The sequence below is a fragment of the Pirellulales bacterium genome, assembly GCA_035939775.1.
Lineage (GTDB): Bacteria > Planctomycetota > Planctomycetia > Pirellulales > DATAWG01 > DASZFO01.
In genome coordinates this window covers 19,868-45,543 of record DASZFO010000124.1, presented here as the reverse complement: position 1 = coordinate 45,543, position 25,676 = coordinate 19,868, and the positions used below count along the sequence as shown (strand labels likewise).

At 60.9% G+C, this 25,676-nt stretch carries 22 protein-coding genes; 8 read left to right on the top strand and 14 right to left on the bottom strand.

Going from position 1 to position 25,676, the window contains the following annotated elements; genetic code table 11:
- Window positions 1-5: 5 nt before the first annotated feature.
- The gene (locus VGY55_08180; GenBank protein HEV2969953.1) at window positions 6-503 is read right to left on the bottom strand and encodes a DUF393 domain-containing protein; all 498 of its coding nucleotides are present in this window, start codon (window positions 501-503) and stop codon (window positions 6-8) included.
- Between the two features lie 294 nt (window positions 504-797).
- Here VGY55_08180 and VGY55_08175 point away from each other — a divergent pair, with 294 nt between their 5' ends.
- A complete protein-coding gene (locus VGY55_08175) occupies window positions 798-2,426 on the top strand; it encodes a hypothetical protein (GenBank protein HEV2969952.1) in 1,629 nt (542 codons plus the stop codon).
- 149 nt (window positions 2,427-2,575) lie between these two features.
- The gene (locus tag VGY55_08170; protein ID HEV2969951.1) at window positions 2,576-3,718 is read left to right on the top strand and encodes a hypothetical protein; all 1,143 of its coding nucleotides are present in this window, start codon (window positions 2,576-2,578) and stop codon (window positions 3,716-3,718) included.
- A 90-nt stretch (window positions 3,719-3,808) separates the two neighbouring features.
- On the opposite strand, the gene VGY55_08165 is transcribed toward VGY55_08170, so the two are convergent.
- Window positions 3,809-4,027, bottom strand: coding sequence for a hypothetical protein (locus VGY55_08165; GenBank protein ID HEV2969950.1), 219 nt, complete (start codon window positions 4,025-4,027; stop codon window positions 3,809-3,811).
- A 223-nt stretch (window positions 4,028-4,250) separates the two neighbouring features.
- On the opposite strand from VGY55_08165, the gene VGY55_08160 reads away from it, so the two are divergent.
- A complete protein-coding gene (locus VGY55_08160; protein ID HEV2969949.1) occupies window positions 4,251-5,333 on the top strand; it encodes a retropepsin-like aspartic protease in 1,083 nt (360 codons plus the stop codon).
- 34 nt (window positions 5,334-5,367) lie between these two features.
- Here the strand turns inward: VGY55_08160 and VGY55_08155 are convergent, their stop codons facing one another.
- The 6 genes from VGY55_08155 to VGY55_08130 all read right to left on the bottom strand — a co-directional run bounded on the left by VGY55_08155 (window position 5,368) and on the right by VGY55_08130 (window position 10,821).
- Window positions 5,368-5,544: a hypothetical protein gene (locus VGY55_08155; protein HEV2969948.1), complete on the bottom strand. Its 177-nt coding sequence runs from the start codon at window positions 5,542-5,544 to the stop codon at window positions 5,368-5,370.
- A 399-nt stretch (window positions 5,545-5,943) separates the two neighbouring features.
- Window positions 5,944-6,960, bottom strand: coding sequence for a sigma-54 dependent transcriptional regulator (locus VGY55_08150; protein HEV2969947.1), 1,017 nt, complete (start codon window positions 6,958-6,960; stop codon window positions 5,944-5,946).
- A gap of 393 nt (window positions 6,961-7,353) precedes the next feature.
- The gene (locus VGY55_08145) at window positions 7,354-8,106 is read right to left on the bottom strand and encodes a class I SAM-dependent methyltransferase (GenBank protein ID HEV2969946.1); all 753 of its coding nucleotides are present in this window, start codon (window positions 8,104-8,106) and stop codon (window positions 7,354-7,356) included.
- Between the two features lie 126 nt (window positions 8,107-8,232).
- Window positions 8,233-9,012 carry a DUF2071 domain-containing protein gene (locus VGY55_08140; GenBank protein ID HEV2969945.1) on the bottom strand — a complete coding sequence of 260 codons (780 nt, stop codon included), beginning with the start codon at window positions 9,010-9,012 and terminating at the stop codon, window positions 8,233-8,235.
- Between the two features lie 133 nt (window positions 9,013-9,145).
- A complete protein-coding gene (locus VGY55_08135; protein ID HEV2969944.1) occupies window positions 9,146-9,634 on the bottom strand; it encodes a hypothetical protein in 489 nt (162 codons plus the stop codon).
- 26 nt (window positions 9,635-9,660) lie between these two features.
- Window positions 9,661-10,821, bottom strand: coding sequence for a Re/Si-specific NAD(P)(+) transhydrogenase subunit alpha (locus VGY55_08130; protein HEV2969943.1), 1,161 nt, complete (start codon window positions 10,819-10,821; stop codon window positions 9,661-9,663).
- A gap of 172 nt (window positions 10,822-10,993) precedes the next feature.
- Between VGY55_08130 and VGY55_08125 the strand changes: the two genes are divergently transcribed.
- The 3 genes from VGY55_08125 to rpsI all read left to right on the top strand — a co-directional run bounded on the left by VGY55_08125 (window position 10,994) and on the right by rpsI (window position 12,490).
- Window positions 10,994-11,353, top strand: a complete 360-nt coding sequence (locus VGY55_08125) for a hypothetical protein (protein ID HEV2969942.1) — start codon at window positions 10,994-10,996, stop codon at window positions 11,351-11,353.
- Between the two features lie 116 nt (window positions 11,354-11,469).
- The gene (rplM, locus tag VGY55_08120) at window positions 11,470-11,961 is read left to right on the top strand and encodes a 50S ribosomal protein L13 (GenBank protein HEV2969941.1); all 492 of its coding nucleotides are present in this window, start codon (window positions 11,470-11,472) and stop codon (window positions 11,959-11,961) included.
- Window positions 11,962-12,070: 109 nt separating this feature from the next.
- Entirely contained in the window at window positions 12,071-12,490 is a 420-nt protein-coding gene (gene rpsI / locus VGY55_08115) for a 30S ribosomal protein S9 (protein ID HEV2969940.1), read from the top strand.
- Window positions 12,491-12,495: 5 nt separating this feature from the next.
- On the opposite strand, the gene VGY55_08110 is transcribed toward rpsI, so the two are convergent.
- From VGY55_08110 to VGY55_08090, 5 genes are all read right to left on the bottom strand, one after another.
- The gene (locus VGY55_08110) at window positions 12,496-13,653 is read right to left on the bottom strand and encodes a Gfo/Idh/MocA family oxidoreductase (GenBank protein HEV2969939.1); all 1,158 of its coding nucleotides are present in this window, start codon (window positions 13,651-13,653) and stop codon (window positions 12,496-12,498) included.
- 117 nt (window positions 13,654-13,770) lie between these two features.
- A complete protein-coding gene (locus tag VGY55_08105) occupies window positions 13,771-14,139 on the bottom strand; it encodes a four helix bundle protein (GenBank protein ID HEV2969938.1) in 369 nt (122 codons plus the stop codon).
- Between the two features lie 75 nt (window positions 14,140-14,214).
- On the bottom strand, window positions 14,215-15,270 hold the full coding sequence (locus tag VGY55_08100) for a TIM barrel protein (protein ID HEV2969937.1): 1,056 nt from the start codon (window positions 15,268-15,270) through the stop codon (window positions 14,215-14,217).
- Complete coding sequence (locus VGY55_08095) at window positions 15,271-16,524, bottom strand: hypothetical protein (GenBank protein ID HEV2969936.1); 1,254 nt, start codon at window positions 16,522-16,524, stop codon at window positions 15,271-15,273.
- 151 nt (window positions 16,525-16,675) lie between these two features.
- Window positions 16,676-17,239, bottom strand: coding sequence for a glycosyltransferase (locus VGY55_08090; GenBank protein ID HEV2969935.1), 564 nt, complete (start codon window positions 17,237-17,239; stop codon window positions 16,676-16,678).
- A gap of 469 nt (window positions 17,240-17,708) precedes the next feature.
- Between VGY55_08090 and hisI the strand changes: the two genes are divergently transcribed.
- Window positions 17,709-18,110 carry a phosphoribosyl-AMP cyclohydrolase gene (gene hisI, locus VGY55_08085; protein ID HEV2969934.1) on the top strand — a complete coding sequence of 134 codons (402 nt, stop codon included), beginning with the start codon at window positions 17,709-17,711 and terminating at the stop codon, window positions 18,108-18,110.
- Between the two features lie 63 nt (window positions 18,111-18,173).
- Here hisI and VGY55_08080 read toward each other — a convergent pair whose 3' ends face one another.
- Window positions 18,174-19,046, bottom strand: coding sequence for a hypothetical protein (locus VGY55_08080; GenBank protein ID HEV2969933.1), 873 nt, complete (start codon window positions 19,044-19,046; stop codon window positions 18,174-18,176).
- 649 nt (window positions 19,047-19,695) lie between these two features.
- On the opposite strand from VGY55_08080, the gene VGY55_08075 reads away from it, so the two are divergent.
- Window positions 19,696-25,671: a hypothetical protein gene (locus VGY55_08075; GenBank protein ID HEV2969932.1), complete on the top strand. Its 5,976-nt coding sequence runs from the start codon at window positions 19,696-19,698 to the stop codon at window positions 25,669-25,671.
- Window positions 25,672-25,676 lie beyond the last annotated feature (5 nt).

The window sequence follows — 25,676 nt, the reverse complement described above, 5'->3', positions numbered from 1 at the left end:
AAATGCTATCTCTGATGCAAATGGCAAGTCCCGCCGTCGCATTCCGCGGTTCGGCCGAAGCGGTAGCGCCGGTTCGCAACTTGCCGATAGAGCCAGCTCCACAGTGGCAAGCTGAATGGGATGTGCAAGATCGGGGCCAGCCACCACAGCCGGCGCAGGCGCCGCGAGAGATAGCGGATCGCTTCCGCTCCTCGATGTCGATCACCGTGGCGATCCACGATCACCATCTCCTGCATCAATTGCTCGTGCGTCAAGTCGGGATAGCGGCGCGGCACCTCAGGATCGTGCAGCGACAGATAGGCCAGCTTTCCCTGGCAGTCCCACCAGGTGAGTTTTTTTATCTGCGCGGTGCAAATCCGGCAATGGCCGTCGTAGATGACCACGTCGGCGCCCGGCCGCTCGTCGGGGGTCGGCAGCGACCGGGGGCTGGGGACTGGGGGCTGGGGGCTGGACGACGGGGGTTTGGCGCTGGGGACTGAGGGCCGGGGAGTTGCCGAAGTCATTGGTTGATCGCGACATTTCAGTCGCGCCGTTTGTTCTGTTCAGCCGCGACGGGTGATCGAGGCCCGCCGCCCGAGCATTATACCGCATTTCGACGCGCGGATTCACTGGTCGTCCGATCGTGCATTCGGACGAATCGCTCCTGCCCACGACGACAATGATTTTTCGGGCCACTAGCGACTTGGACACGTGAAAACGCCTATAATGAACCAGCCGGAAATGCCGTCTAATTATGCGCGATAGTCAATCGGCCGAAACCGACAATCCAAAATCCAAAATCGGAAATCCAAAACCCCATGGACACGCTTCGCAAACAGGTTGCTCGGGCGCGGCGGCGGCTGATCCTTGGACGATTCCTTGCCGCGCTAGCCTGGAGCTGGACTGCGGCCCTCTTCGTCGCGGCGATCGCAATCGCCGTGGCAAAGATCTGGCCGCTCGGCATCGACGGTTGGGCGTGGTCGGCCGGCTGGATTGGCGGGGCGGTTCTGGCGGGGTTGCTGAGCGCCGGCCTGTGGACTTGGCTGCATCGCGATGACTCGCTGGCGGCGGCGATTGAAATCGATCACCGCTTCGGCTTGAAGGAGCGAGTGTCGAGCGCGCTGGCGCTGCCGCAGTCCGAGTTGCAGAGCGACGTGGGGCAGGCGCTGGTGAACGACGCCATTCGCCGCATCGAGCGGATCGACGTCGGCTCGCGGTTCCATGTGCCCCTGGGAAGGAGAAACTTGGTCCCTTTGCTGCCGGCGCTGCTCGCCTTCAGCTTGACCTTTATCTCGGATCGAGGCCAGGAACCGGAAGCCAACGCGGCCATCCAACCCCCCAACTCGCAGCAACTCCAGCAGTCGGCCGAGGCCCTGCGCAAGAAACTGGCCGAGCGGCAGAAGGAAGCGGCCGAGCAAGGATTGAAGGACGGCGGCGACTTGTTCAAGAAGATCGAACAAGGCATCAAAGACCTAGCCAAGAAGGACGGTCTCGATCAAAAGCAGGCGCTGGTGAAGTTGAACGATTTTGCCAAGGAACTCGAAGCGCGCCGCGAGAAGCTCGGCGGCGACGACAAGCTCAAGCAACAACTCGGGCAAATGAAGGACCTCAAGAATGGCCCGGCCGAAAAACTGGCCGACGCCCTTAAGAACGGCGATTTTCAAAAGGCCATCAAGGAACTCGACAAACTCAAGGACGCGCTGAACAACGACAAGCTCGACCCCGAGAAGCAAAAGCAGCTTGCTGAGCAACTCGACGCCATGCGCAAGAGCCTCGAGAAGATGGTCGAGAAGCACGAGCAGGCGAAAAAGGAACTCGAACGCCAGATTCAACAGATGACGGCCGCCGGCAAGTCGGCCGAGGCCCAGAAACTTCAACAGCAGCTCGACAAGCTGCAGCAGCAGAGTTCCCAGATGAACCAGCTCAAGCAGCTTGCCGGCCAGTGCAAGCAGTGCGCTGGAGCGCTCCAGAGCGGCAAGGCCGGGGCTGCTAAGTACGCGCTCGACCAATTACGGGGGCAACTGAGCGATCTCAAGCAGCAAAGCGACGAGTTGGCGATGCTCGACCTCACGCTCGATCAGATTTCAGACTGCAAAGCCGGTATGTGCAAATGCGATGGACAAGGGAATTGCAACATCGATTCAGACCGTTTGGTTGGCGAGACCAACGGCGGCGGCAAAGCTCGCGCCTCCGGCCATCGCCCCGAGCAGCCCACCGACACCAAGTTCTACGACTCGAGCGTGAAACAGAAAATGACCAAGGGGGCGGCAGTCTCCGTCGGCGAGGCCGAGGGCCCGAATATCAAAGGACGGGTCCAAGAAGAGATCAAGGCCCAAATCGAGAGCGCCAAGCACGACTCGGCCGATCCGCTCACCGGCCAGCGCCTCCCGCGCAGTCAGCGCGAGCATGCCAAGGAATACTTCGACGCCCTGCGGGACGGGAAATAGCGGTTTTTTCGCCTTCTATTCCCGGTTTTCTGACTTATCATTGAGGTAGCGGTCGTAGGGGCAGACGCCACTGCTGAATTGGGCCGGCGCGCCGCCGATCCCTTCTTCGTTCGTCCCCAGAACCTCCCGAAAACATCGATCCGATTGCCATGCTCTTGCTGTTCAAAACGCTCGGAATCCTCGCCGTCAGCTTTGCGATCGGCGACGTCAAGGCAATTGAAAAACGTGATGCCGATGGAAAGCTGCGCCTTCGGACCGAAGTGAAAGATCTTGGCCATGGCGAACCGATCAAGCATGGCTGGGAGATCAGCTATTTTGGCGATGGCGCGGAAGCCTCGCGCTATCGATACCAAAACGACGTTCTCGACGGACCCTGGGTTGAGTTGTATCCGTCGGGTAAAGTCAAAGCGGAAGGGACTTACCGGCACGGCCTGAAAGACGGCACCGAGACTCGCTATCTCTCCAGCGGCGACAAGATCGAGCAGACCGTATTCAAGGACGGAAAGCGGCAAGGCAAGCACATCGAGTGGGGCGCGGACGGGAAGAAAACCCTCGAAGCCACGTACGATCGAGACGTGGTCGAGGGAACACTCGCCCGCTGGTATTCCGCGGGCCGGCCGCGGTTCCTGGTTCACTACATTCACGGCGACCAAGAGGGGCTCGATCAACGCTGGTACGAAAACGGCCATATGTCCAGCGAGGCCGAATTCCACGAAGGAAAAAAGAACGGCCCCGATCGGGAATGGTATCAGGATGGGGCCAAGAGCCTGTCGGCGCATTACAAAGACGGCCTTCAAGACGGTAAGGAGATGCGCTGGTATCCCGACGGAATGAAGCTCAGCGAAGCGACCTACGTCAAGGGGCAACTCCAAGGCACGTTTACCAAGTGGCACGATACTCCCGAACAGCCGACCGCCATGCTGGCCACATACGATCACGGCCAGCCCGAAGGGGTGCAAACTCTATGGTACGAGAACGGGAAGAAGCAATTGCAAGTGAACTTCAAGGCCGGCAAGCATGAAGGCGCCGAGACCGAATGGTACGAAAACGGCCAAATCAAGACGAAGCGAACTTACAAAGACGACAAGCTCGACGGCCCCGTCTGGTTCTATTATGAAGATGGCAAACAGTCGGCATTGAATTGCTACAAGAAGGGGATTCGCGACGGCCGCTGGGCGGAAGTCGATAAAGATGGGAACTACACCCGAGATCAATACTACAGCGACGGCGTCTTGGTTCTCGATCAGCTCGCGAAGGCCAAGGAAGAGGCGGCGAAGAAGGAAGGGAAGTAAGTACGAAGTGCGAAGTACAAAGTACAAAGTACGAAATGCCGAGTGATGGCGATGTTCTCACGCTTCGCCCTTCGTACTTCACCCTTGGCGCTAGCCGCCTCCTTTGAGCTTCTGCGGCAGGGTGAACGAATAGAGGATCACCACGGTCCCGGCCGAGAGCAGGCTCCAGGGAGCCCATTCGGCCGGCACGAGATCTCCTTTGATGGCCGGATCGCCATGATTGGCGAACGTGGCGCTGTCGACCACGAGTGCTTCCAGCCCGAGCACGAGCGTGAAGATGCCCAATGCTAAGAACAGCGACTTCCACATCCTGCACCTCCGATCCTGATCCCGCGCAAATCCCTTGTCGCCACCATCCATGATCGGCGGGTTTTGTTCGGCGACTAGAATGGCGGCCGACTTACGCCGGTTCTGCCGCCAGTGCCGGTTCTTCCGCCGGTAGAGCTTCAGCACCTCCTATCGCCTGCCTCCCGCCGACCGCCCGCTTCCTCGTGGCTGGACTTTCCCGGTTGTTGGGCGTCATAATTCGCGCATGAAAGCCCCGAAGCATCGATGGCTGGCGATTGCGATCTGCTGCCGCGTTGTCGCGTGCTTGACGGTCTGGACTTCAGTTGGTCGATCGGCGGATAGCGGCGAGCCATCACCGGAGGCCGTGCTGCAAGAGCATGGTCTATCGAAGGTCGGAAAGCTCTGGATCCTGCCCGAAGAACAGGAGCTTCGCGATCGGCTGGCGACGCTCGAGCGCTTCGAGAAACGGCATCGCGAGGCACGAGCCAGTGTCGAACAATTATTGGACGCGAACGAGGCCACTTTCGCGCGACTCAGCAAGCTCGAAGAGTCTGCCGAGAAAACTCGCGAATTGGCCGCGGCGGCCAAGGCCGGCACTGCGCAAAGAAAACAACTCGACGCAGAGCAGAAAAACGCCGACGCCGCTGTCGAGCAACTGAGAAAGGTTTACATTCCCCCGGAAAAATTGGGAATGGGGCCGCCACTCAAGACGGCGCTGATGGATCTGGTCAACGCCCGCACCGATGCCACGTTAAAGCTTCTCGCGTATCGCGACACGCCCGACGACTTGCCCCAACGATATGAGCGGCTCGGCAAAGACCCGGCCATCGCAGCGGCGTTGGCCGCGTTGCCGACGCCCGGCCAACTGGGGCCGCTCAAGGGATTGAAGGACACTTGGCGGCTGTTCGTCGACAAGCTCGACTCGAATTTGCTCGGCAATACCTTGCCGATCTACCGCGAGGGTCGCGCCATCCGGCTGACGGCCATCGTCGACGACCGCCGTCCGTTGACGTTCACCTTCGGCAACGCCGGCGAATCGACGGTGATCGCGCAGAACCTAGCCGAGACGGCTGGGCTCGCGGTTGGGCCCGACGCGCGGAAAGTCAAATACCACATTGCCGAGGGACGCGACGTCATGGCCCAGATTGCGAAGATTGCCCAACTACGCATCGGCCGAAGAGTATGGAAGAACGTCGAGTTCTACATTCTTCCGCCCGAAGCGGCGGACGTCGGGGCCCGAATCAGCCCTAACTCGCTTCCCGGCTACCATCTGACGATCAACCCCAGTCGTTTCCAATTGACAATTGAAAACTCTGCCGGGCGATGAGTCGCGCGAGCCGTGCTGGCATGCACGCCGACGATCAAAAGAGATAACGTTTGTTGCGGCGGCGATGCTTGCCGTTGAAGCCAGCCGGCCGGCTCGTACGGATGTGTTGCGGGCGGCGCACGCGCGGCTGCCGCGCCGTCTCGCGGCGGATCCCGACTTGATGGTCAGGATCGGGATCATCTTGATACAGATTCTCTTGGGCTGCGTTCATCGAAAATCCCTTTCTCTGTCCCCCTGAAGCACAAATTAGCCCGCTCATCCGCCGCAACAAGCGTTCCATCCGTCTCCATTTTTCTCGCGGATCGCATTAACCGCTTGCCTGCGGGTCGATTGCGAGTGTTAGGACCACGAGAAAAAGAGCGAGACTTCCATGATTTCAACGGAGGATGTTGAAAACTCGTCCATAGAATCGGAGTAAGTTTCAAAGGCTGAGAACGTTGCGCCGATTCACCAAATTAGTGATGCCTCACCAAAATGGTGACAACTACGAACGGGCCGAATGGATGTCCTTGACGCTCCTCGATCGCCGAGCGGTCAGCGAGGAAATCGGGCAGTCAGCCGCATCTGGAAATCGGCCGCTCTGTGCCGCCAAATGCCCGCAGACTGAAGCTCAGTAGGCCCTGTCAGGATCGGAAGAATCGGTTCCGTTATCATCCGATTCTGCTTGCGCAAGCAGGCGCGTGAGCGTATTGGGATGCACGCCGAGCAACTTGGCTGCCCGGCCTTTGTGACCGCGAGTCACGTCGAGCGCCTGCCGGATCGCTTCGCTCCGCAGCCGAGCCAGATTGAAACTCGGCAGCATCGTTTGGGCTCCGCGATTCGACGAACTGCCCCGCGGCAAGCAGGGCTGGGAATCGAGCACGTAAGATTGCTCGATTACGTGCGACAACTGGCGGACGTTGCCCGGCCATTCAAACTCGACGAATTCCCGCAAGGTATCGGCGTCGGGCCGCCATAAGGGCCGCTGATACTTGGCCGCAAAGCGGCTGGTGAAGAACTCGATCAACTCGGGAATATCTTCCACTCGCTCGCGCAGGGGCGGGACTCGCAGTTCCACCATGTTCAGCCGGTAGAACAGGTCTTCTCGGAACCGCCCGACCGAGACCTCCGCCTCCAAATCCCGATTCGTTGCCGCCACCACCTGCACGTCGATCGGCACCGGATGGGCGGCTCCCACCGGTGTCACCTCGCGCTGCTGCAAGACGCGCAGCAGCTTCGGCTGGAGTTCCAGCGGCATTTCTCCCACTTCGTCGAGAAACACGACGCCGGCCTGGGCTGCGCGAAAGATGCCCAGCGAGCTGCCCAAGGCGCCAGTGAAGGCCCCTTTCTCGTGGCCAAACAATTGGCTCTCGGCCAAGGTCGTGGTCAAGGCGGCGCAATTGACGGGTACAAACGGCTTGCCCGCCCGCGGGCCGCTGCGATGCAAGGCCCGAGCCCACACCTCTTTGCCGGTCCCCGTTTCGCCTGAGATGAGAACCGTGCATTCGACTTCCGCCGCCCGGCCGGCATGCTGCGCCACGCGCCGCATCGACAGGCTTCGACCGGGCACCCAATCTTCTGGGCAGGAAGACGAGAACGCCGACCTCGCGCCCGAGGCGACTTGGGTTTGTTCAGAAGGTTTGTGCATGAGCCCCGTTCCAAACACTGACCCTCAAACGAGTCGAGGGTGGTTCCGATCGACTAAAGGCTCAGTCCAAACCCTGAGAATGAGCCCCGAGCTGATTTCATAAGCGGATCAATCCCGGAAAGAGTCTGCGAATCCTGCAAGACTACGACGGCGTGCTAAACTCCCACATTAGGACTTCATTATAAACACAACAAATGTAAACACAAGAAAACTGGGTTGGGTTTCGCAAGATTCCGGATTTTTCCGTTTGCGTCGAATCCTCCTTGGCAACGGGATGAATTCGCGCCGCAGGATCGTGCCGATTTAGCCGGAACCGAAAAACCCCGCCAGGTCACGCCGGTATCCTAGGCAGCCACGGTCGACGGAATCGGACGGGAAAAATGGGCTTCGCGGCTATTTTGCTTCCGCCTCGAAGAACATCAGATGCTGCCAGGGAAGCTTGTCGAATTGCTCGACGAGCTTAAAGCCATTGGCGGGCCATTCTTTGAGAATCTGCTTCTCGGTCATCTTGTGGAGCGGTTTGATCGGCACTTTGGGGTCCTCGGCGCGGAATTCCACCAGCGCGATGCGTCCCCTCGGCTTGAGGCTCTTCCGCATCGCAGCGAGCATCTCCTCCGGATTCGAAAATTCATGATAGACGTCGACGCAGAGAATGAGATCGATCTTTCCCTCGGGCAGGTTCGGGTCGGACGGCGTTCCTAAAACCGGCTTGATGTTGTCGAGATGGTGCTCCTTCGCCCGCTCGTTCAGCAGGCTCAGCATCTCGGGCTGGATATCGACGGCGAGCACTTGCCCTTCCTTGCCCACGAGCGACGAAAGCTTGAGCGTGTAAAAGCCGTTGCCGCAGCCCATGTCGCAGACGGTTTGCCCCGGCTTGAGGTGCAGCGCCTTGAGCATCGTGGTGCATTCTTCCTCTCGCTCGCGCGATTCGCGCACGAGCCACGACGCGCCGGAATAGTGCATCGCGTCGGCGATCTCGCGGCCTTTGTAATACTTGAGCGGCGGCGGCGCCTTTTCGGCGGTTGCCGTCGCGCCGGCATTCGACGTGACTGGCTCGTCGGCGAGTGAGAGCGGCGGCGCGTTCGCGCAACAAATCGACAGAGCGATCGCGAGGCGCAGGAGATTAATTCGCAGATCGCGCGACATGATGGGTCCTCCGAGAAAAATGGACGACCTCATTATAGCCGCCGGGGCACGAAGCGGAATTCGCCAGAATTCCGATTGGCGAAGACGATGAATCTGAATTCTTGCGGATTTAGCTACAGCTTCGGGCTAACGCGGCGCGACGGCAGGCGCCTCAAGCCGCGCGGCCAATCGCACACCGCAGTGCAGCGCCACCGCTGAGCCATCGACTAGAAACGCCGATCGCGGCGGGCACGCTAGAGCTTCTGCCAATTCGGCTCCATAGAGGCCAGCGGCATCACAATCCAGTTCAACCTGCGTCGCCACACGGATTGGCCATGGCCGGTGCTCGACCTCATACTCCAAGCAATCGCCGTTGCGCTGCCCGCTATAGCCCCAGAAATGATCGATGATGAATTCATCGAACGATCCAGTCGCGGGCAGTTCCGCGATTCCAGCGGCCTCGATTCGCATCCGATTCCAACGCCGCCGGAATCGCCACGCATATTCAACGGCCACGCCGCCATCCGCTTGCCGGCCCGACTCGATCGAATGCCGCATCGGCAGCGTCAGATAGTTCTCTTGATAGACCTTGCGGGCGACGAAGCTGACCGCCCACCGCGGCACGATCTCGCGGATGAAGATCACTCCGCGTCGCTCCTCGAAAGTGTCGCGGCGGCGGACGTAGAACCGCAGATTCAATTCGGCGAAGTTGCGATGAAACGGGATCGGCACGCCCATCACCCGCGTGTCGCGGAACAAGAAGCCGACCAGGCTCACATAGGTCTTGCCGTTCCAAAAATCCAATTCCAACTGCCGCGGCAGATAAGGCTCCAGCACGTGCGGGTCCACTTCGTAGTTCAGCATCGCCAAATTCCGCCACTCGGCGGTCAAAAACACGCGCGGACCAGACGCGGCGGGACGGAGCATCGCAATGCCTCGCTGACGGATGGCGTTCGGTTTCAGCGAGGCACTAACCGGTGGGATCGGCGATCATTAACAGCTCAACGCCGCGCGACCGCAGACGGACCTGGGCGTTGCCGACTCAGTACGAATATGTCACTCACCGAACTTGAGGACTGTCGATGGGGGACGAGTACTGCGGTTTGCCCACGTGTGCTTCGGGAAACAAGGTCGCGATTCGGCTCACGTCATCCTCGGAAGTCTTGCTGGCAAGCGCGATCGACGCGATCGCCTCGTCGCCGAGCCATTCCCGGATGAAGGGAATCGAAGTGTTGATCGCTGACTGATTCGTCACCCACAAAAACGCCGAGGCGACCGCCCGGTCTTTGCCCGACTGTACCTTTCCTGCGTTCAATGCAATCAACGCGGCGGACAATTCGCGCGTGTCTGCTGCTGACAAAACAATACCGTCACTCCGTTTGATTTCCTCAAGCGCCGCCTTCCGCTGGCGAACGACATGCGATTCCCAGCCGAGCCAAACGCAAATCGCTGTCATCACCAGAAACAGCGTCCGCAAGCGGTATTGAAACCACCGGCGGCGTTTTTTTCGCGGCGGCGACGTTTGTGGATCGTCAGACGAGCTTCCCATCCCATGAGTATAGCGCGCTCAACGGCTCAAGTCTTCGCCACTTCTTCCATCCCCAGCGCCGCGCGCACTCGCGGGTGAACCACTTGCCCGTTGCGCGCGACAAGCGTTTCGCGCGTGATTTCGTCGGCCATGTCGAATTGGATTTTGCCGTCCTTCACGAGATGCGTGAGGAATGTAGTCATGTTTTTGGCGTACATCTGGCTGGCATGATACGGGGCGTCGGAAGCTAGATTGGTAGGGCCGAGAATAGTTACGCCACCGTGATTGACCGTTCCATCCGGCTTGGTCAGCTCGCAATTGCCGCCGCGCTCGGCCATATCGACCACCACCGAGCCGGCGGCCATCCCTTCGACCATCTCTCGCGTGATGAGCACCGGGGCTTTCTTGCCGGGCACCGCGGCTGTCGTGATGACCACGTCGTGCTCCGCGACAACGCGGGTCATCAGCTCGCGCTGGCGGCGGTAGAAATCTTCGTCCATCACTTGGGCATAGCCGCCGGCCCCTTCGGCTGATTTCGTGTCGAGGGCCATTTCGACGAATTTCGCCCCCAGGCTTTGCACCTGCTCTTTCACGACGGGGCGGACATCGTAAGCCGAAACCACAGCTCCGAGCCGCCGCGAGGTGGCGATCGCTTGCAGCCCGGCCACGCCGGCGCCGACGATAAACACCTTCGCCGGCTTGATCGTGCCGGCGGCGGTGGTCATCATCGGAAACATTTTGCCCAAGGTCGTGGCGGCGAGCAGCACGGCCCGATAGCCCGCCACCGTGGCCATCGACGAGAGCACGTCCATGCTCTGCGCTCGCGTGATGCGGGGGGTGAGTTCCATCGCAAAGAGCGTCACGCCGCGCTCGGCGAGGTCTCTCGCGCCGGTCGGGTTCCAAATCGGTTCACACATGCCGATCACCACTTGGCCGGGGCGAAAGAGCGGCAGATCGGCTCGCCCGGCCTCGGGATTCGCCCCGAGCGAGCGGATTTGGAGAAGACAATCGGCGGTGAAGGCATCCGTTCGACCGACGACTTTGGCACCCTTATCGGCATATTGGGCGTCCAAGAATCCTGCTGCATCGCCGGCCCCGGTTTCGACCGCGACATCCAGCCCGACCTTTAGCAGCGGCGGCACGGACGCTGGTACGAGCGCCACACGGCGCTCACCCGGAAGTGTCTCCTTGATGACGGCAAGTTTCATGTGAACAATTGCCAGAATGGGGACTTTTATCCACGATTTCCAGGCCAGATTGTGGCATATCCGTCAGATGAGCGAAAGTCTCCGTGGCCGACGCTGCCAGCATCGGCCACGAGATCACTCGCCAATCCGCCGAATTTCTGGAATTGCATGAGCGGTCGGATATGATGGGTGCATGAACGACAATCCCTACTCATCGCCAGCCGATCACGATGACCGGCTCTTCCGTCTGACAATCGAACGGCTTCTCGAATACAAGACAGCGTCTCCTACCGCCATCTGTCTGCGACAAATGCGGGTGCTGCCCCCGTTAGCCATATTTGCAGCGGGTGCGATTCCCCTGATGTTTTTTTTGAATCTTCCAGCGGATTCCATCTCAATCGCGGCGGGAATGCTGCTCGGTGTCGCCGTGCGGGAGGTGGCCACCGCACGGAAATCGGTTCGATTATGGAAGATTCAAAAGGATTTGCTCGATTGGCCTAAGATTGAGGCTATCTCACGCGATATGGCAATCCGCCTCCAGAAAAACTCCTGATTTCAAACTGACCCAGCACCGAATTTCGAGAGCACCTTGCCCGGCGGCGGCGTTCCCGGTATGCTACCGAATTCCCAACTTTTCGAGACGCAACAAAAGCGGACGACGATACGACGATGACAATCAAGAGTTACATGGCCAAGCCGGGCGAGGTGCAGCAGAAATGGTGGCTCGTCGACGGCTCCGACAAAGTGGTCGGCAGGCTGGCCAGCCAGCTTGCCATGATCCTGATGGGTAAGCATCGCCCGAGCTACACACCGCACGTCGATACGGGCGATTTCATCGTGTTGGTGAATGCCGAGAAGGTCAAGTTCACCGGCAAGAAGTGGCAGCAGAAGAAATACACTTGGTACACGGGCTACACGCAGCTTCGTTCGGAAACGGCCGAGAAGCGGATGGCCCGGCATCCTGAGTTGATTATCCAGGAGGCCGTGCGGCGGATGTTGCCCAAGAACAAGCTGGCCACTGTCATGCTCTCGAAGCTCAAGATTTACGTCGGCGATGAACATCCACATCAGGCCCAGCAGCCCGAGCCGCTCGAATTGAAAACCGGCCGCGGATCGGGGAGCCGAATGATGGGCAAACGGGAGACGGCCGCCGCGAAGTAACGCCGTAGAACCAAATCGTTTAACCGCGACCCACAGGGGAGCGCGCCAGTGGCCGCCCAGGCCGTCGGCAATTCAGCCTAACTTTCCCAGCCACCGAACCAAATCACTCATGTCCACCGACGCTGCCGCCCCGACGATTCAATCTGGAGACACTCTTGGCACCGGCCGCCGCAAAACCTCGGTCGCACGGGTCCGCCTCAGGCCGGGCAAGGGCCAGATCACGATCAACGGCCGTGAGTTGGAGCAATATTTTCCGAACGTGAAAGAGCGGAATCAAGTGCTCGACCCGCTCAAACTTACGGAGCGACGGGAGTCGGTTGACATCGTGATTCGCATCAACGGCGGCGGCCCTGCCGGCCAAGCCGGCGCTTGCAAGCTCGGGATCGCCCGAGCGCTCAAGCTCTACGACACGACGCTGGAAGAAACTCTCCGCCACTCCGGCTTTTTAACGCGCGACGGCCGCATGAAAGAGCGCAAGAAATACGGCCTCCGCGGCGCCCGGAGAGGGACGCAGTTCTCGAAGCGGTAGTCCACTCAGTTGATCTCTACCCACTTTCCGCTCTTCGCGCTCGCGAGCACGGCGTCGCAGACTTTTTGGGTGTGCAGGGCGGACAGGAAGTCGGGCTGCACTTTTTCGCTCGTCTCCAGGCTCTTGAGAAAATCGGCCAGGGCGTTGATGAAGGTGTGCTCGTAGCCGATCGTGCAGCCCGGCACCCACCATTGCTTCATGTACGGGTGCTCGGGGTTGGTGACGTGAATCTTTTGCCAGCCTGTGAGGTGCGATTCGATCTTCTGGCCCGTCTTCGGATCGGCGTATTTGAAATACTGCAAATACTGCGGGTCTTCGAGATCGAAATAGACGCTCCCCGCCTCGCCGTTCAGCTCGAAGGTATTGAAATTCTTCCGGCCGCGGGCGTAGCGGGTGCTCTCGAAGGTGCCCATCGAGCCGTTAGCGAAGACGGCCAGGAACATGCAGGCATCGTCGATTCCCACCGGTTGCACTTTGCCCGTCTCGGCGTGCATCCGCTCCTTGACGAAGGTCTCGGTGCACGCGGTGACGCTGCGGATCGGGCCGTTTAGCCATTCGGCAGTGTCGATCGAATGAGCCAGCAGGTCGCCCGTCACGCCTGAGCCGGCCACGTCGATATCGAGCCGCCAGAGCGCCGCGCCCCCCTGCGGCACGTCGGTCGCAATCGTCCAATCCTGGAGATAGGTTGCCCGATAGTGGAACGGCCGGCCGATCCGCCCTTCATCGACGACCTGCTTGGCGAGCGAGATGGCCGGCACGCGGCGATAGTTGAACCAGACCATGTTCGGCACTTTGGCCTTCTCGACTGCCGCGACCATCCCTTCCGCTTCCTTGACGTTCATCGCCAGCGGCTTCTCGCAGAGGATCATTTTGCCCGCGGCGGCAGCGGCGAGCACGATCTCTTTGTGCGTGTTATTCGGCGAGCCGATATCGATCACATCGATGTCTTTACGCTCGACGAGCCGTCGCCAATCGGTCTCGAACGATTCGTAGCCCCAATTCTCGGCGAAGGCTTTGATCTTGTCGGCCTTGCGGGCGCAACAAGCCTTAAGCACCGGCCGATGCTCGAGCTTGAAGAATTGATTGACCTGCCGATACGCATTCGAATGCGCCCGGCCCATGAAGCCGTATCCGATCATGCCGATGTTGAGGGGCTTTGACATTTGGATCTCCGTGCCGTCTAGATGAAATGTCTAATGACGAATGTCTAATGAATGACGAAGCACGAATGACGAATGATCTCTTGAAATGAACGGCATGTGGTATATCGCCCTCAAGACTTACTGGCGGGGGCGGCCGCGAAAAATTGCGGCGAAGATCAAATGCAGTTCTTTCGCTTCCTGCCATAGGACGCGGCCGTCCGCCTTTTGGTCCGGTGCGGCGGCCGCCAACATTCTCAGCCAATGTTTCGTTTCCCGCGATTCGCGCTTGCAAACGCTGATGCGGTAGCGAAACTCCTTCTTTGAGCCGGCGTCATCAGCTTCGCAATAGTTGGCGCCAATGCTCGTCGCGGATTTCACAAGTTGCCTCACGAGCGGCTCCGTTATCGCGCTTAGCGCGATCCGCTTTGCGAACGCAATGACCGCTTCACCAAATCGCGCCGCCCGCTCCTCCAGATCGAATTGCCTGCCTCCACTATCGTTTGCCATACCGGTTCGACCCGCGCGGCGACCATTCGTCATTCGTGCTTCGTCATTCATTAGACATTCGTCATTCGACATTAGTCATTGCTCGCGCCAGCCGTGGGCATCTCGTACGGCGACCATCGCCGCCAGGATGTCGCGCCACGTCTGGGGATTAATCATCGTGGCGTTGGGGAACATGCACCCGTCCCAGCAGATGTGGCGGCACTTCTTGGTAAGGGCGCCTTTCTCGTCGCGGAGCCACATACCGGCCACTTTCACGATGTCGAGCTTTCCATTCGGATCTTTCGGCAGGCAGTGGCGGCCGGTCTTGTCGTGCGAGCCGGTGCCGTGGACCGTCGCGTCGTTCTGGGCGACGTGGAAGTCGATCGTCCAGGGGCGAAGCGCGGCGGTGAGTTGCTTGAGTGCCGCGTCGAGTTTGGATGCGTCTTTCCAGTCGAAATCTTGCGGCAGAATGGCGTCTTCCGGGGCGTTGTAGCCGAGCAGGTAGAGCAGCGTGTGGGCCATGTCGGCCTGGAAACCGAGCGTCTGCGGCCGGCCGACTAGTTCCAAAAGCTGAATCATGCGCCGCCAACTGTGCATGCCGCCCCAGCAGATTTCCCCCTCGGCCGCCAGCCGTTCGCCGAAATCCTCGGCGATGCCGCAGGCCTGGCGGAACGTGTCGGCGATCCGCCGAGTATTGGCCTCGGGATCGTCGGTGCGCCAATCGCTCACGCCGCAGGCCGAATCGATTCGCACGACGCCGTAGGAACGGACCCCAATCTCGCGGAGGGTCTTGGCGATCCGGCATCCCTTGCGGACCGAGTCGAGGAACTTCTTGCGATCCTCGTCGCTCCCCATCGCCGAGCCGCCTCCCGTCGGCGGCCAGACCGGCGCGACAACCGAGCCGATCACGAGGTTGCGCTTTCGCGCCTTGTCGGCCAAGCGCTTCAGGTCGTCGTCCGACGAATCGATGCTGACGTGCGGGTCGAACAGGAACAAATCGAATCCGTCGAATCTCTGACCATCGATCTCGGCCGCAGCCGTGAGATCGAGCATCGTATCGAGATCGATGGGCGGCTCGGAATCAGGGCCCTTGCCAACGACGCCGGGCCAGGCGGCGTTGTGCAGCTTCGGATAATTGTTCGCGTGTGGCATTTATGATCCCTTTTTGTAATCGCCCAACTTTGGCAGATTCGCGTGCGCATCCGGTCCGAAATAGCGAAGGCCGACGAGCGGCTCGCTGCCGGTGTTCTCGATTTTGACCCCCGCCGCGGCTGCGTCAGCGGTGATGAAGACTTCGTCTTCGGTCTCTTCCCCGAACCGAATCATTGCCGGCGTTTGCAGATCGAGTCGGCCCATCCGGCCGCGGCCTTGCACCGTAATCCAGCCGCTGGCGCCGGGGTCTTGCAGCTTGCATTTCGCGCCGGGTTCGATCGTCAATTCCTTGGCGCTAAAGAGCTGCTGCCCGTCGATCGTGCCGTAGACGATCCAGCGATCGGTGCAGCCCGGAGCCGAGCGGCTGGCGTCGACAATCGGCTCCAGATAATTGTGCTCTTTGAAGTGCGTGTCGACGTTCTTTTCCCAATCGAGCTGGCCGACGATGAAATCGAGATCGCGGTGCTTTTCCTTCGGCATGTCTTTAACTAACAGCGACCAAGGCACTTCGCGCCCCTCGACGAGCGATTGAAACATGCCGAACACATCCGAGCCCCACTGCGGCTCGTAGGTGCAGAGCGAGCCAGGGGCGTGGAGCACGCCGGGCGGAATGAGCCAGCCGGTGCCGCGTTTGAGTCGATACGCCCGAGCCAGATCGAGGATGCCGTTGTCCCCTTGGTCCCAATCTTCGAGGCAGTTTCGGACCTGGGCCTTCGTCGTGCCCGGCTCCAAGCCCATAAACGTGTAAGCGAAGTTATTGTCGACATTGTTGTATTGCGGCGGGAAATAGTAGCTCTCGGGCTTTCCCTCCAAGCCGACGAGCTTGGCGTCGGCGAACGTCTGGTGCATGTGATGCGGGATCGGGCCCATGTTGTCGAAGAATTTGGAATAAACCGGCCAGCGCTTGTAGCGGTCGAACATCCGCTGGCCGATGAGTCGCGGCCCGGCCTCGGCAACGGCATCGCGCAGAGTGAACCGCTGTCCCTCGAACGCCACGTAGCTCAGCCCTTCGTCCGGAGTGCGATTCTCATTGGCGGCCTCGGTCGTGCTGCCGAACCAGCGTTCGTCGATCCCGCCGCGATGTGCGCCGAAGGCATACCAATCGGTCGGGGCGAGCTTGATCCGCTTGCCGGGATGCAAGAAGCTGCGGGGCACCCAGGTGGGCGTGAGCCGCAGCAGGCCGTTGCCGGCGTCGAGAGCGCGGGAGAGGAGCGAACCGACGTTGTCTTTGGAGGCGAGGCGCGAAGATTTCATGGGAAGGTATCGCGATGGACGGAGATGAGAGCGATCGACGACCGACCGGGCAACGCATCCGTTTTATGCCCGTCTGGCAGCGCTTGCAAGTGGCCAAGGCAGCCTACCCGGAATCGCAAATTGGCAGCCGGCTAAGGGACCACGGTCGTTGCTATTCGCCTAGCGCGAAATCCTTTAGCCTGCGCAAGAAATTCGGCCGCCGCGACGAGGGCGGCGATTGCGCGGCCGCGGGGTTGTCGGCGTGCTGCGGTTCAATCCGCCGGACGGACCGGAACGGCCCGGCTGGTTGGCCGGCGTCGCGGCGCAGAAGGTGGAAACTGCTCATCGTAACCTGCCGGGCCGTCGCGTCGGAGAATTCCGGCATCCGGTGGGCAACCTGGTCCTCGCGATGCCAAAGGCGCGCGATCTCGGCCGTGTCGATCCGCGGCTGGCCGTTGTGCGCGAGCACGACGTGCGATTCGGTGCGCGCGAGCCCTTCGCGCAGGGCCGCTTCCACGCCGCGGCGCCGCTCGCTGCGGAGCAATTTGACCTGCGGGTATTGCGTGGCCAATTCATCGGCCACTTCGCACGTGGCGTCGGTCGAGCCGTCGTCGATGATCAATAGATCGAATTGATGAGTCAGATCGGGGAGCAGATCGAGCATCCTGCCGACGTCGGTCCCCAAAGTTGCCTGGGCGTTGTGGACCGGCAACAGGACGCTGAGCGAGCGATTCAAAGGACGGTCCTTACGTTCGGTGACTGACGACGGCTCGCGTCCGCGTCGCGAGCAGAGCGAAATCCGGCCGGGCGCGGCAGTATCGCCAGACCGTATTGCGCGCATCTTCATCATCGGGCGGGCCCGAGCGACTGCTGGAACCGCGGGGCCAAGTTCAGCTTTAGCGCAAGAAGGCTTCGGGCACGGATCATTCCGTGGACGCCGATTCGGCCTGACCATTCCGTGGCCGCCGTGCCACGCGAAGAATCGAGGGGAATCGGTTATATTGATAATCTGGCCGCGAAAACCGTCGGGAATTGTCCCCTTTTGCGGAGTCTTCGGAACAAACGGGGACTGTCCCCCTCGTCCTCTCCTTCTCCCTTGACGGGAGAGGGCCTGCCTGCCGTGAGCTTGCCGAACGGGGGTGAGGGTGTCGCGGAACAAAAGGGGACTGTCCCTGTGCATTCTTTCTCATTCGGAGGAACCCTCGTTGTCTTCCCTACCATCGAACCCCGTGCCCGATTTCGCCGCGGGCGACGGCCTCTTGCCGGCAATTGCCCAGGACGCCGAGACGGGCGAAGTCCTGATGCTGGCCTACATGAGCCCCGAGAGCTACCAGGAGACCCTGGCAACCGGCCGGGCCGTCTACTATAGCCGCAGCCGCGGGCGACTTTGGCGCAAAGGCGAAGAGAGCGGGCATGTGCAGGAGGTGCAGGCCATTCTTATTGATTGCGACGCCGACACGATCCTCCTCAAAATCCGTCAAATCGGCGCCGCCGCCTGCCACGAAGGCTACCGAAGCTGCTTCTTCCGCCAAATCACTCCCGAAGGAACTCACATCGTCGCCGAGCGCGTTTTCGATCCGGCAAACGTTTATGGAAAACAAGGTTAATCAAGTCGATCGAAGTGCCCACGAACGTCGCGTCGCGACCACCCCGAGACGAATCACACACGACTACCGGGCGAACAGCAAGATTAGGCCGATGACCGCGCCGGTTTCGGCTGCCGCGGCGTCGGGTTGGAAGTGGAACCGCTCGTGCTGGAGCGGAGCGCAATCACCGGGGCGATAGTAGCCCAGCGAATAGACGCATTCGTGCGGCGGGTGGACCACCATCTTGTATGGCATGAGCGGAATGGTGGCGAAGAAGTGGGCCGCCGAGACGGCCGGCTGCAAGCAGCCGAATTGGTAACCATACCGCTCCAAGTTCGGCTCTTCGAAGTAAAGCGGGTTGCTCACGCTTCCCGAGGCCTCCCAGAAATAGGTGTAGGCCATCCAGTTGCGGCTTTCGTTGGCGGGGGCATAAGTTACTCCCGCCTTGGTGAATCGCGGCGCGGCCAAGTCGGCCGGCAAATCGCCGGCTGGATTCGTGATCGTCGCGGTTACCGCGCCGATCGGCTTCCAACTCGGGTCGATCTCCTGGGAATCCTTGGCGGTCGGCGGCAGGACGCGCATCGGCGGAGATTCAGTCCCGTTTGGCGCCGACGCGGCGCCGGCGCCAATGGGCTCCGGCTGGGCCGTGGGATAGACGCGGCTGTCGGTGGGCAAATCGCCCGGCTCGATCAGCTTCAATTCACTTGCAGTTAGGCGGAACTGCCGTCGGGGCGCAGACGGTTCAGAGCCTATCCGGGAGTCGACTGAGGAGAGGGGGACAGTCCCCTTTTGTTCCGAAGACTCCACAAAAGGGGACAGTCCCCGGCGGTTCTCGGATAGGCTGTTAACTGCTGATGCCGATGGTTCGTCGGCGTTGACGCTTGTCGCCGTCAAAACGGCAACCGCCAGCGAAGTCGCCCAGACCAGCAAAGCGGAGTTTCGTAAAATTCGCAGCATGGCCGCATTTCCCCGTTATTCAATTCGGCCGGTCGATTCGACACCGCACGAACGTTGAGTTCATCCCTCACCAGAGCCATAATCGGTCTATCAGGATGAAGTCATACAACGCTCTGCAAGACTCCCGCGCCACGCGGATAACCCGCAAAGGCGGCCCGCCGCGTCGGCCCTTTTTTCCGAACCGCCGGTATACGTTGTACAGCCGTCATAAGCGGCCCGTTCGGAACCTGGCCGTCGTCACGCCGCGCGCCGCCAACTATTCCGATCCGCTAAATCTCGCGGCCAATAACTCGGTTTATACCAATGCCACCGGTGAGTTGTCTGACGCAACTGCCGCCTCGGCGACGATCAGATACGGAGAGGTCGGAGGTCGGGTTATTGGAGTTCAACCTTTAGGCTGGGAATCGCAGGCTAGAGCCTGAACTCCAACAAATCGATCGGAGGTCGAACGCCGGAGGGAACGGGAAGGCGATTGCGGTTGCCCGCAGAAACGGAGTCGGTGCTGGAATCGAGACGACAAATCGACGTGCCCGCGGTTTGACATGGTCGGACCATCTACGGGATAATCAAACATTCGCCGAACGGCAGAGTTTGACACCCTTCCGTGAACCCTCGTGCGGTCGGCAAGTCCCGGGACGGAGTGAGCCTGATGGCATCGCCAAGTTGGATTGAAACGGTTTTCGGCTCTGGACGGCGCGCTTCGTCCGCGCGCCCACGGCGCGAGCGCGACGATTGGTATGTGCCGATGGAAGTTAGCCGCCTCGAAGAGCGGCGAGTTCTCAATGTCGCGCCCGTGCTGAGCGGCGCGAACAATCTGGCCTCGATCCATCAAAACGAGCCTAACGCAAGCAATTCGGGCACGAAGGTGTCCGATTTGATTGCCGGCCACGTAACCGACCCCGATCCAGGCGCGCTTTCGGGCATCGCCGTGACGGCGGTCGACAATACGAATGGTAAGTGGCAGTATTCGACCAACAGTGGAACCAATTGGAGCGATTTCAACAGTCCGAGCAATACGAGCGCGAGGCTACTCGCGGCCGATGCGAACACTTATGTTCGCTTCATCCCCGCGGCCGATTTCAACGGCACGGTCTCGCCGGGGATCACTTTTCGCGCATGGGACCAAACCAGCGGCACCGCCGGCAACACAGCCAACACTTCGACGAACGGCGGCACCACGGCCTTCAGCGTCTTGACCGCGCACTCCAACATCTCGATCGACCAACCGATCACGATATCCGGCGCCACTACGACGTCGATCAACGACAACCAGACGGCCAATCCTTTTAGCGGAGTAACAATCGGCGATTCAATCTCTGCCGCCGAAAACATCAACGTCACGCTTTCCGAGAGCAGCACCGCCAACGGCGCGTTCTCGAATCTCGGCGCGTTCACGAACAACCTCGACGGCACTTTTTCGTTCACGGGCACCGCGGCGGCTGCCTCCACCGCGCTCCAAGGGCTGGTGTTCACTCCGACGGCGCATCAAGTGACGCCCGGCAACACGGTGGTCACATCGTTCACGATTCTCGCGGCCGACTCGGTCACGTCGACGACGGATTCGAGCAGTTCGGTTCACGTCACGGCGGTCAACAATCCGCCGACGATCAACGGGGCCGTGGCCAATCAAGCTGTCAACGACAATTCGACCATCTCGCCGTTCAGCGGCGTGACGATCTCCGATCCCGACTTGTCGAGCGAGCCGGCCTCGGTAACCGTAACTCTCGACAATGCGGCCGACGGAAGATTCACGGCCGGCTCGACGGCGGGGTGGAGCGTGAACGTCGGCGCCGGCACGTACTCATTCAGCGGCACGCGGGCGCAAGTCGAAGCGGCGCTGCAAGGCTTGGTCTTCGCGCCGACGAACCATCAGGTGATCCCCGGCAATACCGTGACGACCACGTTTACGATTCAGTTGACCGACGGCGCGAATTCGGCCAGCGACAACACCACGACGGTGGTCGCGACGGCGATCAACAATCCGCCGACGATCAACGGGACCGTCGCCAATCAGGCGGTCAACGACAACGCCACCATCGCTCCCTTCAGCGGAGTGACGATTTCCGATCCCGACCTATCGAGCGAGCCGGCTTCCGTCACGGTCACGCTCGATGCGCCCGCTAACGGCCAATTCACCGCGAGTTCGACGGTCGGTTGGACCGTGAATGTCCCAGCGGGCACCTATACATTTAGCGGCACGCGAGCCCAAGTGGCATCGGCCCTCGTGGCGTTGGTCTTCGCGCCGACGAACCACGAAGGCATCCCCGGCTCGACATTCACCACCCATTTTACGATCCAGTTGACCGACGGCGCGAATTCGGCAAATGATACCAACACGTCGGTCATCGCCACGGCATTCAACAACCCGCCGACGATCAATGGCACCGTGGCGAATCAGGCGGTCAACGACAATGCCACGATCCAGCCATTTAGCGGCGTGACGATCTCCGATCCGGACCTATCGACCGAACCGGCCTCCGCGACCGTCAGCCTTGATCATCCGGCTGACGGCCAGTTCACGGCTGCCTCAACGGTTGGTTGGACGGTGAACGTGGGAGCGGGAACGTATTCGTTCAGCGGCACGCGAGCACAAGTCGAAGCGGCCCTGCAAGCCCTGGTTTTCGCGCCGACCAACCATCAGGTGATCCCCGGAAACACGGTGACGACCAAGTTCACGATCCAACTGACGGACGGCACAAATTCGGCCAGCGACAATAAGACAACCGTCATTGCCACGGCAATCAACAATCCGCCCACGATTCTGGGCACGGTAGCCAATCAGGCGGTCAACGACAATGCGACGATTCAGCCCTTCAGTGGCGTAACGATCGCAGATGCAGACATTTCCACCGAGCCAGCCGTCATCACGGTGACGCTGGACAACGCGGCCAACGGCCAGTTCACGGCAACCTCGACCGTCGGCTGGGTCGTGAACGTGGGGACCGGAACGTATACGTTCAGCGGCACCCGAGCGGCGGCGCAAGCGGCCCTGGAAGCGTTGGTGTTCGCGCCGACTAACCATCAAGTCGTTCCCGGCAACACGGTGACGACCAATTTCACGATCCAGTTGACCGACGGCGCCAATTCAGCGAGCGACAACACCACGTCCGTCGTCGCCACGGCGATCAACAATCCCCCGACGATTCTGGGCACACTCGCCAATCAGCCTGTCAACGACAATGCAACGATCGCCCCCTTCAGCGGCGTGACGATCTCCGATCCGGACAATCCCGCCGAGCCGGCCTCGATCACGGTCACGCTCGATAACGCGGCGAACGGCCAGTTCTCCGCCGCTTCGACGGTTGGCTGGACGGTGAACGTGGGGGCCGGGACCTATTCGTTCAGCGGCACGCGCGCTGCAACGGAGTCGGCCTTGCAAGCGCTCGTGTTCGTGCCGACCGAGCATCAGGTAAACCCCGGCACGACCGTCACGACGCATTTCACGATCCAATTGACCGACGGCGCAAATTCGGCCAGCGATTCCAAGACTTCGGTTATCGCGACGGCGATCAACAATCCGCCCACGATTCTGGGGACGGTGGCCAATCAGGCGGTCAACGACAATGCCACGATCGCTCCATTTGCCGGCGTGACGATCTCCGATCCCGACCTCTCAACCGAACCGGCTTCAGTGACGGTCACGCTCGACCAAGCCGCCAACGGCCAGTTTACCGCGGCGTCCACCACCGGCTGGACCGTGAACGTGGGAGCGGGAACTTACACATTCAGCGGCACCCGCGCCCAAGTGCAAGCCGCCCTGCAAGGACTCGTCTTCGCTCCAACCAATCATCAGGTCATCCCGGGCAATACGGTGACGACCAAATTCACAATTCAATTGACGGACGGCGCGAATTCGGCGACCGACAACCAAACGACGGTCGTCGCCACGGCGATCAACAATCCCCCCACGATCTTGGGCACGCTCGCAAATCAGGCCGTCAACGACAACGCGACCATCCAGCCCTTTAGCGGCGTGACGATTTCGGATCCCGACAACTCGGCCGAACCGGCGTCGATCACGATCACGCTGGATCAGGCGTCCAACGGACAATTCACGTCCGCTTCGACGGTCGGCTGGACGGTCGACGTTGCCGCGGGCACTTATAGCTTCAGCGGCACCCGGGCGCAGGTGCAAGCCGCGCTGCAGGCGCTGGTGTTCGCTCCAACGGATCATCAAGTTGTTCCCGGAGCGACGGTCACGACCCACTTCACGATCCAATTGGCCGACGGATCGAATTCAGCCAGCGACACCAACACGTCGGTTGTCGCCACGGCGATCAATAATCCGCCGACCATCTTGGGGACCGTCGCCAATCAGGCGGTGAACGACAACGCCACGCTTCAGCCCTTCAGCGGCGTGACGATCTCCGATCCCGACAACTCTGCCGAACCGGCCACGATCACGGTCACGCTCAGCGCGGCCGTGAACGGCCAATTCAGCGCCGCTTCGACGGTCGGCTGGACTGCAAACGTGCTTCTGGGAACCTACAGCTTCAGCGGCACGCGGGCGCAGGCGCAGGCCGCGCTGCAGGCCCTGGTGTTCGTCCCCACGATCCATCAAACCGCCGCCGGTTCAACCGTGACGACCACATTCACGATTTTAGACATGGACGGCCCTGTGAATTTGGCGAGCGACAGCAAAACCACCGTCGTCGCCACCGCGATCAACGATGCCCCGGTGCTCAATCCGTCGCTCGGTCAGTCGTTGACCACGATCACCGAGAAGAACATCACCGACCTCGCGAACCCCGGCAATACGGTGGCCTCGATACTCGGCTTGGCAGTGACTGACGTCGACTTCGCCCCGCTGCAAGGGATCGCCATCACCGGCACGACGATCACCGGCTATGGTCTCGGGCAATGGCAGTTCTCGGTAAACGGCGGCGCGACTTGGACGGCCTTCGGAACCGGTACCGCCTTCGGAGCGGTCTCTGACAGTTCGGCCCTGCTGTTGCGGGCGACCGACCTGGTTCGATTCCTCCCCGACGCCAAAAACGGCAATGTCGCCGCGATCACGTATCGTGCCTGGGACCAGACAGGTGCCAGTTTCGGCTCGCAGGGGACGAAGTTCAACGCATCGGTCAACGGCGGCACGAGCCCCTTCAGCCTCGCGACAGCGACGGGCGCGATCACCGTTCAGGACGTGAACGACCCGCCAGTTTTGACTCCCCAGACGTATTTCTTGCCCGCGACAGTTCCTGGCTCAACCGGCGCGGTGGACGGCACCCCGGTCGGCACACTCCCGTCAACCGACGTGGATCTCCCCGCGGCGCCGTTCGCCTGGGCGATCACGTCGGGGAACAACGGCGCGTTCGCGATCAATCCCACGACCGGCGCGGTCTCGGTCTTCAAAACCTCGCTGTACACATTCTCGACGACGCCGTACATGCTGACCGTGGCCGCCACGGAGAACCAATTCAACGCTACCTCACCGCCGGCGACCGGCACTCAACCGCTGACGATCGTGCCCTGGATGATCACAACGTCGGCCACCCAGGTCGACAACGTGTTCTCGACCACGTTGACGATCAACTTGCAGTCCGCGGCGCCGACGCAAACGTTCAGCGGGATCATCCACTGGGGTGACGGCAGCACCAGCGGCACCGGCACGATCAGGCCGAATCAGCCGGTTTCGATAGTGCATATGTTCCCGTTCAACTTCTTTACGGCGAACGGGGCGAACCCGATCCCGATCAGCGTGGTTGCGGCGCCATCGGGCGATCCGGGCGCTCTTCCCGCCACGGCATCATCCACCGCGTCGGTGCCGGGCGAAGGTATACACGCCCCGCACGTCGTGCAGACGACGAGCGGAGGTTTTGTCGACGTGGCCGTTGCAACATTCGTCGAAGTGCCTATCCAGACGACGGTGCCGCTGGCAAGCATTGCACAGGCATCGGAAGGGGGCGTGGCCTCGAGCGAGGCGACGAACGCCGACGAACGGATTGTAACCTTACAGGTCATTTCGCCTTCCGGAGACGTGGCGCAAAGGCTCCTTGTGCCCGAGCAAGAATTGGCCGACCTGCCGGGATTATTCAAGAAGCTCCCGGACGGGCACTATAAGCTCTTCTTGTCCGAGGGAGGGCACGAGCGGCTCGTGATCGAAGTGGTGGTGCGACAAGGCCGGGCCGTCGATCCGACCGATGATTCCGGCGGCCAGGATCGCCCACCGACCGGCCAGATCGAATTGGGGCATCCCAATCCCGTGGCCACGAGCGAGGCGAGATCTCGAATTGACGCGGCAGGCGGCGACGACCGCGCCGCGAAAAACGATCTGCCGCAGTTCAACGACAACGAGTCACCCAATGCGTCGAATGAATCCGGCCAGGCTGCGTCACCAGAGGCGCCAGTCGGTCCGGTGCAGGTGTCTTCCGTCAAGCCGGCGATATCCATGCCGTCCGCGAAACTCCAGCGCCCCGCGGTGGGCGTCGGTCCGGCAAAAGCTCCGACTGCCGATATGACAGAGAAGAGCCGCTGGGGCGCGGCGATTGCCGCCGCCGGCGCCGCTGTTGCCGTCGGCAAGGGCCTGTCGCGCGAAGAGCGAGTCGATCAGGCAATGCAACAACTCGATCCGCGATCGCTCTCGAAGGCGGCACGCCTGGCGCGATGGCTGCGGAAGCCCCAATAACCAAG